The 13,011-nt window shown below is 45.0% G+C and carries 14 protein-coding genes; 10 read left to right on the top strand and 4 right to left on the bottom strand.

Features of this window, described 5'->3' with window-relative positions; translation table 11 throughout:
- Nucleotides 1-55 precede the first annotated feature (55 nt).
- From hydE to NFR88_RS10950, 3 genes are all read right to left on the bottom strand, one after another.
- Entirely contained in the window at nt 56-1,117 is a 1,062-nt protein-coding gene (gene hydE / locus NFR88_RS10960; protein WP_160200406.1) for a [FeFe] hydrogenase H-cluster radical SAM maturase HydE, read from the bottom strand.
- A complete protein-coding gene (locus NFR88_RS10955; RefSeq protein WP_160200405.1) occupies nt 1,104-1,349 on the bottom strand; it encodes a TM1266 family iron-only hydrogenase system putative regulator in 246 nt (81 codons plus the stop codon). The genes hydE and NFR88_RS10955 overlap by 14 nt, the downstream gene beginning before the upstream one ends.
- Nucleotides 1,350-1,489: 140 nt before the next feature.
- Nucleotides 1,490-1,783 (bottom strand): DUF1275 family protein, encoded by a 294-nt coding sequence (locus NFR88_RS10950; protein WP_251615933.1) that lies wholly within the window; start codon nt 1,781-1,783, stop codon nt 1,490-1,492.
- Here NFR88_RS10950 and NFR88_RS10945 point away from each other — a divergent pair.
- The 4 genes from NFR88_RS10945 to nadE all read left to right on the top strand — a co-directional run bounded on the left by NFR88_RS10945 (nt 1,765) and on the right by nadE (nt 4,411).
- Entirely contained in the window at nt 1,765-2,124 is a 360-nt protein-coding gene (locus NFR88_RS10945; protein WP_251615930.1) for a helix-turn-helix domain-containing protein, read from the top strand. The genes NFR88_RS10950 and NFR88_RS10945 overlap by 19 nt on opposite strands.
- A 348-nt stretch (nt 2,125-2,472) precedes the next feature.
- Nucleotides 2,473-3,021: a hypothetical protein gene (locus tag NFR88_RS10940; protein ID WP_251615928.1), complete on the top strand. Its 549-nt coding sequence runs from the start codon at nt 2,473-2,475 to the stop codon at nt 3,019-3,021.
- A 75-nt stretch (nt 3,022-3,096) separates the two neighbouring features.
- Complete coding sequence (locus NFR88_RS10935; RefSeq protein WP_251615925.1) at nt 3,097-3,633, top strand: cysteine hydrolase family protein; 537 nt, start codon at nt 3,097-3,099, stop codon at nt 3,631-3,633.
- Nucleotides 3,634-3,637: 4 nt separating this feature from the next.
- Nucleotides 3,638-4,411 carry an NAD(+) synthase gene (gene nadE / locus NFR88_RS10930; RefSeq protein WP_251615922.1) on the top strand — a complete coding sequence of 258 codons (774 nt, stop codon included), beginning with the start codon at nt 3,638-3,640 and terminating at the stop codon, nt 4,409-4,411.
- Nucleotides 4,412-4,451: 40 nt separating this feature from the next.
- Here the strand turns inward: nadE and NFR88_RS10925 are convergent, their stop codons facing one another.
- Entirely contained in the window at nt 4,452-5,600 is a 1,149-nt protein-coding gene (locus tag NFR88_RS10925; protein ID WP_251615919.1) for a PucR family transcriptional regulator, read from the bottom strand.
- 174 nt (nt 5,601-5,774) lie between these two features.
- Between NFR88_RS10925 and NFR88_RS10920 the strand changes: the two genes are divergently transcribed.
- The 6 genes from NFR88_RS10920 to NFR88_RS10895 all read left to right on the top strand — a co-directional run bounded on the left by NFR88_RS10920 (nt 5,775) and on the right by NFR88_RS10895 (nt 12,966).
- Nucleotides 5,775-7,055 carry a cytosine permease gene (locus NFR88_RS10920; RefSeq protein ID WP_161909120.1) on the top strand — a complete coding sequence of 427 codons (1,281 nt, stop codon included), beginning with the start codon at nt 5,775-5,777 and terminating at the stop codon, nt 7,053-7,055.
- A gap of 31 nt (nt 7,056-7,086) precedes the next feature.
- Nucleotides 7,087-8,184, top strand: a complete 1,098-nt coding sequence (locus tag NFR88_RS10915) for a DUF917 domain-containing protein (RefSeq protein ID WP_251615916.1) — start codon at nt 7,087-7,089, stop codon at nt 8,182-8,184.
- A 12-nt stretch (nt 8,185-8,196) separates the two neighbouring features.
- Nucleotides 8,197-8,940, top strand: coding sequence for an aspartate/glutamate racemase family protein (locus NFR88_RS10910; RefSeq protein WP_251615913.1), 744 nt, complete (start codon nt 8,197-8,199; stop codon nt 8,938-8,940).
- A gap of 62 nt (nt 8,941-9,002) precedes the next feature.
- Nucleotides 9,003-10,220, top strand: coding sequence for a Sapep family Mn(2+)-dependent dipeptidase (locus tag NFR88_RS10905; RefSeq protein WP_251615910.1), 1,218 nt, complete (start codon nt 9,003-9,005; stop codon nt 10,218-10,220).
- 166 nt (nt 10,221-10,386) lie between these two features.
- Nucleotides 10,387-11,811: a UDP-N-acetylmuramoyl-L-alanyl-D-glutamate--2,6-diaminopimelate ligase gene (locus tag NFR88_RS10900; protein WP_251615907.1), complete on the top strand. Its 1,425-nt coding sequence runs from the start codon at nt 10,387-10,389 to the stop codon at nt 11,809-11,811.
- 108 nt (nt 11,812-11,919) lie between these two features.
- Nucleotides 11,920-12,966 (top strand): hypothetical protein, encoded by a 1,047-nt coding sequence (locus NFR88_RS10895; protein WP_251615904.1) that lies wholly within the window; start codon nt 11,920-11,922, stop codon nt 12,964-12,966.
- Nucleotides 12,967-13,011 lie beyond the last annotated feature (45 nt).

Here is a 13,011-nt window from a genome sequence, read left to right as displayed (position 1 = left end):
GATATTTTTACTTCCTTTCTTTCGGGTCAGAATCTCTTTCCCGTTAGGTTTTAGTTCATTTTATGTCAGGATAGTCGCCGCGTGCGGTCACTATCTCATAACCAATTCTTTCAACTTGTTTCTTTAATTGTAAAATACCCTCAGCACTTTCTGCGCCGGTGGCGATTTTATTGTCGTAGAGCCGATAGTTTTTCCGGACAGAAGCCGGAGAAAGGTTGGGCATGATGACGTTGGCGCCTGCACAGATGCCGCGAAGCCTGCCGTCTTCCGATGCCGTTCCGAGGGCTGTGGTTGCTGGGAGCAACGCTTTTGGCAAAAGGAGCCTAATGATGGAAAGAAGCTTTACGGTCAGGTCAGCAGAGCCGGCATACTCCTTTTCAAAGGGCGTGCCTGCAGCCGGAATGAAAGGTCCGATTCCAATCATATGAGGCTGAAATTCTACTAGAAACCGCAGGTCTTTCAGGATATGTTCTATGGTCTGACCTGGAGAGCCGACCATAAAGCCGCAGCCTACCTGATAGCCAATTTCTTTTAGGTGCTGCAGACATTCCATGCGGTTTTCAAAGGAAAGGTCCTGCGGGTGCAGTTTTTGATAATGTGCTTTGTCTGCGGTCTCGTGACGCAGCAGATATCTGTCTGCGCCGGCATCAAAAAGTCTCTGATAGCTTTCCTGGGAGCGTTCACCTGCAGACAAGGTGATGGCACAGTCTGGGTGGGCAGCGCGAATTGCTTCGACCAGTGACGCCAGTCTGTCATCATTCCAATAAGGGTCTTCACCGCCTTGCAGAACAAAGGTGCGAAAGCCAAGTTCGTAGCCGTTTTCGCAGCACTGCAGAATTTCTTCCGGTGTTAGCCGGTAACGAGTCACGGACTTGCAGCCTTTGCGGATACCGCAATAATAGCAGTCATTTTTGCAGTAGTTGGTAAATTCGATGAGACCTCTGATATAGACATGGTTTCCGAAGGTTTGTCGACGCAGGATATCTGCTTTTTCCTGCAGATACTGGTTTTTCTCAGGGGAATCACAGGCAAGCAGTGCAAGGAGTGCGTCATCTTCCGGTACAGTGCCTTTCGCCAAGGCGTCGATGGTGCGCGTTACTGGATTATTCGTTGGCATAGGCGACCTTGCTGCTGATACCCGGCAGCTTTCCAATCTTACCGGACAGCGCGTTGATGATATCTGACGGCGCATCGATGGCTACGCTGATAATATGCATTTCTTTTTCCCTGTAGGGCAGTCCCATTCTGCCGATAATGTAACTGCTGTACTGATGCAGCATATCGTTAAGCTCTTCTACGACATTTAAGTCTTTTACAATAATTGAAATTAATGCAACTCTGTTTTCCATTATAAACCTCCTTGTCATTATTTCTATGATAACATAAAAGTTGTAATATTTATACACAAAGTTTGATAAAATCAAACTTTTCGTGTGAAAAAGAGCCGTGCTTACAAAGGAATGTAATGACGACTCTTTTTCTGAAAGATTTATGAAATATAGTTACTTGCTTTTTTCATCCACAGCGCCAGAAGCAGCATGATCACAGCGCAAATCCAGACGGCTTTTTCGGAAAGCCAGAGACAAAACAAGGTGCCGGGAACTGCGCCTAAAGCAAAAGAAAAGGTCAGTGCCACGAAGGTGCAGACGGTTTTTAAGGATTCTGCGTCTTTTACTGTGAGAAATTTATATAATTTCTGACCGACGTTTCTGATGTTGCCGGTGCAGCTGCTATGTGATTTCAGGAAGGGATGTACGTTTATTAGTGGAAGATAATGCTTCATTTGTAAAGAACGCGCTGCGCATTTCTGACATGCAGGGTGATTTATATTTCAACAGGATTACACTGCTTGCGATTCCGCAGTCACAAAGCAGACTGCTGACGCTGCTTCTTGGATTTGTGGCGGTCTGCGGCAGAAGGAGGGCGGATGATACTGTGACTATTGAACTGGATTTGACCCATCAGATACTCAGCGAAATTCTTCATTTAAATCGAGTTACTGTTTCCAGGTTGATGAGTAATTTTGCCAATGCAGGGGCAGTGGAGAAAATGGGAAGATACTATGTGCTGAATCTTTCAGTAGTTGAGATATTATTGGATGGTGGGACAAACTGCACGGAATGAAGAAAATTTACAATAAAAGGAAAAAATAAAAATATTTTCCTTTTGCGATATAGTATGATATAATACAGGTGTTGTCATACCCAATCCGGCAACGGAAGGGAGGTGTATTCGTGGAAATACTAATTTCTTTTGCCTACTGGCATTATACATTATATCCGACTCAAATGTCAACGATGCACCGCAATTTATTTTTATTATGTAGGAAATATCAAGAAAGTTCACATCTAAGTAGAATCGGCGCAGCCGACTTTCTTATAATCCACGAAAATGACGCGGATTGATTTATTACGGGAGCGGAAGTATAATAGGATTACAAGTATTAACCTAAGTAAAAATATGGAGATAAAGATGAAACGAATCATATGGCGGATTTGGAAATGGCTGCGAGGAGAAAATACAGGAAGGCCTGCAGTTTATATCGGGGAAAAAGGCGGCAGTATTGAGGGAGAAAAACAAATTGCACAGCTGTTGGCAGAATATAAACCGCAGATTACACCACACGAATATGATTTTTCACTTTATGAAAATTATTTAAAAGAGTATTTTGATATAGAGGAATTTGATGCGGAAGAAATGAAGAAAAATCAAATTCATCTTGAAATTTTTGAATACAACTATAGAAATGGTATTTGCTTTATTGAAGGAAAGTTTGAGCCTATTTGCCTGCGGGTTGTAAAGAAACCAGAGAGCCAATGGCCGTACGATGAACCGGATTGGAATCATGGAATTACAGTATATATCGAAAAAAATTCAGGATTCGTGGAGACAACCAGTACTGAACTTTCTGTGGCATTAGGCTTGGTTCGCGGCGTCAGTGAAGAGGAATACAGAACTGACTCCGAGAAGCTGCTGAACCTGATTAGTCTCATGCGGTGGAACGAAATCATTACAGAATAAAGGCGATATCGCATTGACCGACCGGCTTTTTTGCTGTAAACTGTTATGCAGAAAGAAGAAGGAGACAGATCAATCATGGAAAAAAATAAAATTTTGCTGGTAATCGATATGCAGAAGGACTTCGTAACAGGAGCTTTGGCAAATAAGGAGGCACAGCAGATTATTGAAAATATAAAGAAAAAAATCGAAAGCTACAAAGAGAGCGGCTTGCCGGTATTTTTTACACGGGATACCCATGGCGAGGACTACCTGAATACCCAGGAGGGCAGGCTGCTGCCGGTCCCGCACTGCATCAAGGGCAGCGATGGATGGCAGATTATTGATGAACTGGCGGATTACGTAGCCGAAGGAAACACGCTAGACAAACCGTCTTTCGGCTGTCTCGATTTACCAAAGTGGCTTTGCGATAAGCTGGCGGGAGCATCACCAGCGGAAATTGAACTTTGCGGCGTTTGCACAGATATCTGCGTGATTTCCAACGGAATGATTTTGAAGGCTGCTTATCCTGAGACGCCAATTACCGTGGAGGGTTCCTGCTGTGCCGGTGTAACGCCGGAGAGCCATAACAACGCCCTTGAAGCGATGAAAATGTGTCAGATTTTAGTGAGGTAGAAAGATGTATCAGTTTGATGTAGAAAAGGTAACGAGGGATGTGATTTCCTGGATTCAGGAATTTTTTGAAGTAAACGGAAAGGATTGCAAGGCAGTTGTTGCCATCAGCGGCGGAAAAGACAGTTCTGTGGTAGCTGCACTTTGCGTAGCCGCACTTGGAAAGGACAGAGTGTTCGGTGTGCTTCTGCCAAATGGCGAGCAGGCGGATATTGACGCGTCTAAGCTGCTGGTATCCCATCTTGGAATAGACCATACTATTATTAATATTAAAGCAGGATTTGACGGACTGCTCGGAGAAATTACAGATAAGCTACCTTGTGAGGTGACAAAGCAGACGAGGACCAACCTGCCGGCGAGACTTCGTATGGCGGCAACTTACGCTGTGGCGCAGTCCATGAACGGACGTGTTGCCAACACCTGCAATTTGTCGGAAGACTGGGTAGGCTATTCTACCAGATATGGCGATGCGGCAGGAGATTTCAGCCCGCTGTCCCATCTTACTGTGCAGGAAGTCAAAGCCATCGGCGCTTACCTAGGCCTTCCTGAAAAGCTGGTGCAAAAGACTCCAATCGACGGACTTTCAGGGCTTTCCGATGAAGAAAATCTGGGATTCACTTATGCGGCTCTTGACACTTATATCAGAACCGGTGTTTGTGAAGATGAGGAAGTCAAAGCAAAGATTGACTATAAGCGCAAAACGAACAAATTCAAGCTGGAACTGATGCCCTCCTTTGCTTATGACGGACCGGTGCTGGCAAAAGACGAGTCTCTGATGTAATCGTAGGGCAGCGCATGGCGTAAAAGCTATACAAAACGGCTCAGCGCTGCTTCATATAGTGGATTTTTGAGATGATAGAGATTGTCTCCAGAAAGTCCATATCACTTTTTCCATAAGGAATCAGCTCTTTTAGCTTACTGATACGATAGCGGATGGTATTTTCGTGTACGAACATTGCCTCCGCTGTTTTTTTGTAGTCCATTTCATATTCGGCAAAGATTCGCATGGTGTCAAAAAGACAGGTGTTGTTTTGTGCGTCAGACTTTTGAATCGGCAGCGTGATGTCATTGTAAAATTCTTCTAGCGCAGGGCTTCCCAAAAAATCCACAAGAATGCGGGCAACACCGAGTTCGCTGTAGTCAATTCGCCCTGCTGCATCAGGTTTGCCGGCAGTAATGCACAGCAGACTTTCTGAGATTGCTCTGCCCGCATCATCCAGTTTATGGGGATTGCTGACACCAATGCGTGCGCCGGGAAAGGCAGTATGGATTTGGTCGGCAGTGTGCTGTATGGTTTTAGCGGCAGTATCGTTTCTGCTGTCCGGGTAGGAAAGCAGAAACAGGATTCCACCGCGAAATTCTGCAGCAAAATTTCTAAGGTCGCGAATGATGATAGAGATGAGATTGACAATATCGCTTGGCAGTACATCTGCTTCGGTCTGTGCGAATAGTGCCGTGATATTTTGCTGGAAGGAAGGGTTAAGTTCTTTCAGAAGATGGTGTTTTTCATCGGCGGAACTGTTGCGGCTTACAATGGTTTCCAGCTTTTCTTCCAGTGTATTTTTCTGCTCCATGGCGATTTTACATTCCATAATGCTTGCAATAACCAGAGAATAGGGGGTGCGGCAATTGAGAAAAATGACGGGAAGACCTGCAGCGTCGCAAAGGGCAATTGCATCTTTTGGCAGCGTATTCATATATTCGTCAAAGACAATGAGTGCAGCGCCTTTTTGTGAAATCAGATAGTCCAGCGTATGCATGATGTAAGAAGTATCGTCTTTCCCATAGTAAAAGAAGGTCAGATAGACATCGCCGGGAAAAAGCTGAATATCTGTATCAATCTCACTGATGGGATTGTCGTAGATATTGATATAGTGAATTTCATTCAGGAGCCCGCTTTTGCCTGCAACCAGACGGTAGCCGCTGAAGATATCCAGGTTCAGGATGTCTGAAACGGTGATTTTTTTCATTTTTTTCCTCTTTTCGACAGTGTTATTTGTATAAATTATAAATGAATCCCGGGAAAAAGCAATAACGAATTGTGAAATTTACAAAAATAAGCTTTCTTTCTTAGGCTTTTCGATAATGACAAGTTATCAGAAAATTGATATGATTGGTGCAATCAAAGAAAAGGAGTTTTTACTATGCTAGAAGAAAACAAAAAGTCAATGGAAGACTTTGCTCTAGAGAGAGTAAAGCCTGAAGACCGAAAAGGGTGGGTTTCACTGGCTGCTGTGCAGACAGGACTGTTTATCTGCGTTCCGAGCCTTCTGCTGGGTGCAATTCTGTCGGCATCTATGCCGCTGTGGCAAGCCCTTGCAGCGGGAATTATCGGGTATCTGCTTACGATTCTCATCTCTTTCTTTCTGGGGATGCAGGGAGCAGATTTGGGGATTCCCAGTGCGGTGATTACCTGCTCAACTTTTGGAACGAAGGGAGCCAGAATTTTAATCAGTTCGCTGCTGGCAATTTCCATGATTGGCTGGTTCGGCATCAACTGCAACGTATGTGGCGATGCATTTTCTAACCTGATGAAAATTGCAACCGGCTTAGAAATTCCAGTAACCATATCCTCTATCATCTGGGGTGTGATTATGCTTCTGAGTGCTGTGTTCGGTATGAATGCGCTGAAAAAGCTGGATTCCGTTTCCATTCCGCTGCTGGTTATCATCATGGTGCTGGGTACTGTGATGGCATTTAGAAAGTTTGGGTCTGGCGGGCTTTCTGTAGAGGTAGAACAGTCCATGACTATGATTCAGGGCATCGGTCTTTCCTTCAGCTTTACGGCAGTGGCTGCTGTCACTTGTTCTGATATTACCAGATTTCAGAAGAGCAGAAAGGAAACTATCAAATCCACTTTCTGGGGAATACTTCCAGCGGCTATTTTTACGCTGGTTTTGGGAATTCTCATGACAAAGGTAGCAAACGATTACGACATTTCGTCTGTACTGGCAACAGTGGGACTGCCGTTTCTGGGCATTATTGTGCTGATTCTGGCAACCTGGACCACGAATTCCCTCAATGCCTATTCTGCGGGACTGGATGTGGTGATGACCTTTAATCTGCCGGATAACAAGAGAAAGCTGGCGACCTTGGTGACCGGTCTTGTAGGCATCGTCCTGGCAGTGCTGGGCATTCTGGGACACATTGAATCGTTCCTGAGCCTGCTGTCCTATGTGTTCTCCGCCATGGGCGGCGTCATGATGGCGGACTACTGGATTGTCGGAAAAGGGAAACCGGAAAGCTGGCACAGAGTGGAAGGCTTCAACTGGACTGGTATTATTTCGACGGTAATCGCTATTGCCATTGCAGCTTTTGTGGTGAAAGTTGACTACTCTGGTTTGCTCTGGGGACTCATCGTTTACCTGATTGTTGAAAAATTCATTCCGTCAAAGTCGAGAGAGCTGGACGGAACAGTGGAATAATTTAGAAGAATTTTGATTGGAGGATAGAATTATGAGAAAGCTTGAAAAACAAGAAATTATTGATATTCTTTATGGTTGCACCATTGTAGGCACTGGCGGAGGTGGAGACTTAGAACTGGGACTTCGCACCATGGAGGAAGATTTTGAACAGGGTAAAGATTTGTACATAGCAAGTGTGGACGAAGTGCCAGATGACGCGTACATTGCAGTGCCGTATATGTGCGGCTCTCCTGCTTCGCTGGAAGGCGGCGGAGAGGAGTATGCCCACCTGCCGCTTCTGGGCTATCCGGAATCGCTGCTGGCATTCCGCACCTTAGAGGATTACTTCGGTCAGAAGTTTTTTGGCGCGGTTTCTACAGAACTCGGTGGTGCAAACACTGCCTTTGCGCTTCACGCAGCCTGCCAGCTGGGTGTTCCTATTATCGACGCTGACCCGGCAGGGCGTTCTGTACCGGAGCTGCAGCACAGCACTTTCTTTGTGAAAGACATTCCTATGGCGCCGATTGCGTTGGCAACACAGTTTGGTGATGCTATGATTGTAAAAGATATTGTAGATGATATGCGTGCGGAGGATATTGTTAGAAGTGTGGCTGTTGCCAGCGGCAACAAAATCGGTGTGGCGGACCATGCTATTACCGGAAAACAGCTTCGCGGTGCAATCATCCCTGATGCCTTGTCTTACACGCTGAAGCTGGGGCAGGCCCTTCGAAAAGCAAAGGAAAATGGTGAAGATGTAGCCGAAAAAGTCTGCGAGGCAGGAAACGGCAAGGTACTGTTCCGTGGTATCGTAAAAGAATGGAAAGTAGAAGAAACTGGAGGCTTTATCTTTGGCGATACTGTACTGGAAGGTACTGGCGCATATGAAGGTCACGAGTATAAGTTCTGGTACAAGAACGAGCATCTAGTTTCCTATCTGGATGGTGAAGTGGACATTACAGTGCCAGATTTAATCTGTGTTGTGGACAAAGACGGCACACCGGTGACTAACCCTAATTACGAGAACGGCATGGAACTGACCGTATTCGTACTGCCGGCACCAGAAATTTGGAAAACGGAAAGAGGTCTTGAAGTATTTGGTCCAAGAAGTTTTGGCTTTGACTTTGATTACGTGCCTTTTAATGAAAGATAAGAGGCGCAGGTGATGAAACTAAAATTTATCATCCCTGTGGTAGGAGATTTTTCTGCATACAGTGAAGAACTTGCCGCATATCTGAAACCTCATCTGACGGCGGAGACGGAACTGGAATTTTCCAGTCTGCAGTATGGGTTTGAAACGGTGGAGACAGAGCTTGCCGGCATGGTAAACGGCAGTCAGGTCGTCATGTCGGTGCGGGAAAATGCGGAGGATTTTGATGGCGTCTTTGTGGACTGTTTTGATGATCCGGGCGTGTATGCACTTCGAGAGATGGGGCTGATACCGGCTGTAGGACCTTATGAAGCAGCGGTAACTACTGCTCTTTCTTTGGGAGAGAGAATCGGCATCATTACTACTGATCAGGCAGGCATTTTAAATGAAGAGAAGAAGGCAAGAGCCTTTGGAGTCTCAGAGCGTATCACCTCTATTCGAGCGCTGGACTTGATGGTGGAAAATATCAAAGAGAAAAAGGAGAGAGTGCTTGCATCTTTGGCAGATCTCTGTGCTGATATGGTGCAGAAAGACAGAGTCAGTGTCATATGTCTTGGCTGTACGGCAATGTACTATATCTACGACGACTTGCTCCAGATTCTTTCTGAAAGACGGATTCGTGTCAATGTCATTGAGCCGGTATTGAACGGCTGTGTGACGCTGGAATCTATGGTGCGTATGGGATTTAACAACTTTGTACCGGGTGAAGTTGCTTTTGATTCGCTGCACTGGTCTCAGACTGAGGGTAGACGGAATTAAGGCTTTCGTGTATAATTGAGTGCATGATAAAGATTTTGCAAAATATCGGAGGATAATACAAAATGATTAAAAGCTTACAGAAATTGCTTGCAATTCCCAGCGTAACCGGAACGCCAGAAGTTTTCGATGCGCTTGCCTGCGCACTAGATATTTGTAAGGAACTGGGATTTCGTACGAAGAATGTAGACGGAAAACTGGGCTATGCAGAAATCGGTGAAGGTGAGGAATTGATGGGTATTCTTTGCCACTTGGATGTGGTGCCGGCAGGAGAGGGCTGGACCTGCGAACCTTTTGCCGGAACGGTAAAGGAAGACCGCATTTATGGACGCGGAGTCATGGACGATAAAGGGCCTGCTATGGCAGCGATTTATGCTATGAAGGATGTGCTGGAATCGGGAAAAAAACTTAACAAGCGCGTTCGTATTATCTTTGGTGTGATGGAGGAATGCGGCGACTGGGAAGATATGGAGTATTACAAGTCCTGTGAGGAAATTCCATCCTTCGGATTCACACCAGACGCTGATTTTCCTGCGATTTATGGAGAAAAGGGCATTCTGATGGCGGTGCTTTCTATGGATGCAGCGAAAGCAGGATTTTTGGAGATTGCCGGCGGTGATGCGCCTAACATGGTGGCGGCATGGGCAAAGGGAAAGCTTTTGGACGGAAGTGTTTTTCAAGAGACAGGTAAAGCTGCTCATGGCAGTACGCCGGAGGATGGAGAAAATGCGATTACCAAACTGATGGAAAAGGCTGCTGCCAGAGATTGTCACTTTGCGAAGGTGTATATGGATAAAATCGGCTGGTGCCTGGACGGCTCTGGTTGTGGAATCGGTCTTTCTGATTCTGCCAGCGGTGGGCTTACCTTTAATGCCGGTAAGATTTCTATGGACGATGGAAAAGTGAAGCTGGCAGTGGATATTCGCTATCCGGTCACTTATGCAGAAGAAGATGTGGTGTCAAAACTGTGTGATAATTTTGCTGATGCGGAGATTGCGGTAGAAATTGAAGCGGCGATGAAACCAGTTTATATGGCTCAGGACGGATTCGTCATCAGTAAGCTGATGGAGGCATACCGAGAGGTAACCGGTGATGATACACCGCCGCAGCTGATCGGCGGAGGTACTTACGCAAGAGCCATGGATAATATCGTGGCGTTCGGTCCGGCATTTCCAGGCAGGGAACTGACAGAACACCAGGCAAATGAATGGATTTTTACAGAGGATCTGGAAAAAGCTAGAGAAATCTACCGGCTTGCCATCGAAAAACTGGCATGTGAATAAAAATACGACAGGCTGTCTGCAGAAAGAGAATTGCGTTCTTTCGTGCAGGCAGTTTGTTTTCATGGGTTTGCTGTGGAGAAACTGGAATATCCCGTTGTTATTTTTTCATAATGATGGTAAAATATAGACCATATGGGAACCATAAAATCCAGGAGGGTATGAAACTATGTTTTTATCAGAATTATTTTCGGGTCAACCCGATATTGAAATAAAAGGTCTTTGCATTGATTCCAGAAAAGCCGCAGCAGGGGATATGTTTTTCTGTTTAAAGGGACTGGAAGCGGACGGGCATCGCTTTGCAAAGATGGCATGTGAAAAGGGCGCAGTCTGCGTGGTTCACAGCGATGAGGTTGAAAAGCTCGCAGGGGTTACCTATGTGAAAGTCAGCGACACTAACAAAGAACTGAATCGCATTTGTGATTTGTTTTTTGGACAGCCAAGCTGTAAGATGACAGTCTTTGGTGTCACCGGAACCAACGGGAAGACCACTACAACCAGCATTATCAGTGATGTATATGAAAAGCCCTGCGGCTATATGGGAACGATTGCAGTTCGCTACGGTGATGTGAGCAGAATTCCTAGTCTGACGACGCCGGACGCACTGGAGATTCACGGGAATTTAAAGGAAATGGCGGATTATGGCATGGAAGCGGTCGCTATGGAAGTTAGCTCTCACGGTCTTGCCATGGGACGTACAGACGCAGTGGATTTTGATGTGGCTATTTTCACGAATCTGACTTACGATCATCTGGATTATCACAAGACCATGGAGCAGTATTTTGAGGCGAAGAAGCTGCTCTTTACGCAGATGAAAGAAAGCGGAGTGGCAGTGCTTAACGCAGATGAGGGGAGTTTTGAGGAGTTAGCAGCATGTACAGCTTGCAGATATGTGACCTACGGAATCGACAGAGATGCGGATTATAGGGCTGAAGATGTATGCCTTTATGTCAGCGGTTCGGAGTTCACGCTGGTACATGATGGAAAGCGGTATCCGGTAAAAACGAACCTTTCTGCCAAATATAATTTATATAATTTATTGGGCGCAATCGCCGGTATGCATCAGGCGGGTATGGCTATTGAGGATATGCTTCCAAAACTTTCGCACATTTCGCAGGTGGACGGCAGAATGGAAATTATTGATAAAGGGCAGGATTTTACGGTTATTGTAGATTATGCCCACACGCCGGACGGATTTGAAAAGGTCTTTCAGTATGCCAAAGAAATTGTCAAGGGCGGAAGAATTTTTTCCGTATTTGGCTGTGCCGGCAAGCGGGACAAGGTAAAGCGAAAGGTGCTGGGGCAAATTTCCGGCAAATATTGCGATACTGTCTATGTGACCGAAGAAGATCCGAGAGACGAAAGTGTCGCACAAATCAGCGAGATGATTTTGTCTGGCATGGAACACGAAAACGGTGTTGTGATAGAGGATCGCTATAAGGCTATTGAGGCAGCCATTACCGGTGCGAAGACCGGGGACTGCGTGCTGATTCTCGGCAAAGGGGACGAGACCTATATGTATCATAAAGATGGCAGAGTGCCTTGGATGGGTGATCACGAAGCAGCGAAAAAAGTGCTGAATGAGATGAAATAAGAAGAACGACAGGGTATATTGGAAAAAAGCAGCGGTGCAGATATTATATGATGGCTATTACAAAAAATACTAGAATCGTAAAGATATGATTCGGGAAGGAGCATTTTCTTGGAAAAGTTTAGAATCAAAAACAGATTGTGGATTTCTATTCTGCTTATTCTATCGATATGTATGATGTCAATTCATGTGTACGGCGGTGAGAAAAGAGAGTGGGCAAAAGTTAGTGACTGGACAGAAGTTATAGTAGCAGGAGACTCGGAAAGCGATCAAGTTAAGGTCGGAGCGGAGGGAAAGCTGCGCATTCAGTGTTGGGAAACAGAAGAATCTCCCGATTATGATGAAATGCAAACTGCACCATATCAATTAAAAGTTTCTTTAATTACCGGAGACCGCAATTACAATCAGACTTTTACAGTCAATACCTCTGAACGTGCAGACCGGGCTTATTACAAAGAATTTAATTTTACAGACTTGCCTGAGGGAACTTATGAGATCACAGTGATACCAGAGGCGGACGTATGTATTTGCTTTAGGTCGTATACCTATGAGACCGTATTTGTAGAACCAACTTATAAAGAATTATCCAGACTTGCAAAGTCGCTTGCGACAAAGAACATTGTTTATAAAAACATAGATGTCGGCGAACATGCCAGACTATATGGCAAAACTATTTCATCAGACGCAAAATTCAGTTATGAAACCATGTACATTTTGGGTGGTTCCTGTCAACCATATATAGATATAAAAAAGAAGGGAAAGACTGCAACCTTGAGACTTGCAGTAAGAGGGCGCGTTGCGCTTGTTTCTCCTATCGGCTATTATAATCTCAATCTGGAAAAGATTCGGTTTTATACAAGTAATCGAAGAGTTACCATGGAATTAGGAGATGAAACCGAATGGAGCAGGTACAACTACAAAAATGGAATGTATTCATCCTGTTCAGATTGGTGGGTGACACTGTCTAGCAATAGTAAAGACCGAGAAGAACAGTTGAACAAAATCATTAAGATTTTCGAACAAAAGAAGGTTCGCGTTCGTGTTTATGGTGATGATGGCGCGTCAGTTGTTTTGAAATTAACGGAATCCCAACGAAAAAATTGGCTTGGGGTATTTAAAAAATATAAAAAATTACTAAAAGAATATTGGTACGAGTAAGTAAGGAATATCAGTGATATATAAATCAAAAGAGTGCGAACGGTT

The organism is Senimuribacter intestinalis, assembly GCF_943192965.1.
GTDB lineage: Bacteria > Bacillota > Clostridia > Peptostreptococcales > Anaerovoracaceae > Senimuribacter > Senimuribacter intestinalis.
The sequence above is the reverse complement of the archived record's forward strand: the minus strand, read 5'-3'. Positions and strand labels throughout refer to the sequence as shown.

Coding starts and splice junctions, on each gene's coding strand:
- hydE (WP_160200406.1), bottom strand. CDS start 1,117: ATGCCAACGAATAATCCAGTAACGCGCACCATCGACGCCTTGGCGAAA.
- NFR88_RS10955 (WP_160200405.1), bottom strand. CDS start 1,349: ATGGAAAACAGAGTTGCATTAATTTCAATTATTGTAAAAGACTTAAAT.
- NFR88_RS10950 (WP_251615933.1), bottom strand. CDS start 1,783: ATGAAGCATTATCTTCCACTAATAAACGTACATCCCTTCCTGAAATCA.
- NFR88_RS10940 (WP_251615928.1), top strand. CDS start 2,473: ATGAAACGAATCATATGGCGGATTTGGAAATGGCTGCGAGGAGAAAAT.
- NFR88_RS10935 (WP_251615925.1), top strand. CDS start 3,097: ATGGAAAAAAATAAAATTTTGCTGGTAATCGATATGCAGAAGGACTTC.
- nadE (WP_251615922.1), top strand. CDS start 3,638: ATGTATCAGTTTGATGTAGAAAAGGTAACGAGGGATGTGATTTCCTGG.
- NFR88_RS10925 (WP_251615919.1), bottom strand. CDS start 5,600: ATGAAAAAAATCACCGTTTCAGACATCCTGAACCTGGATATCTTCAGC.
- NFR88_RS10920 (WP_161909120.1), top strand. CDS start 5,775: ATGCTAGAAGAAAACAAAAAGTCAATGGAAGACTTTGCTCTAGAGAGA.
- NFR88_RS10915 (WP_251615916.1), top strand. CDS start 7,087: ATGAGAAAGCTTGAAAAACAAGAAATTATTGATATTCTTTATGGTTGC.
- NFR88_RS10910 (WP_251615913.1), top strand. CDS start 8,197: ATGAAACTAAAATTTATCATCCCTGTGGTAGGAGATTTTTCTGCATAC.
- NFR88_RS10905 (WP_251615910.1), top strand. CDS start 9,003: ATGATTAAAAGCTTACAGAAATTGCTTGCAATTCCCAGCGTAACCGGA.
- NFR88_RS10900 (WP_251615907.1), top strand. CDS start 10,387: ATGTTTTTATCAGAATTATTTTCGGGTCAACCCGATATTGAAATAAAA.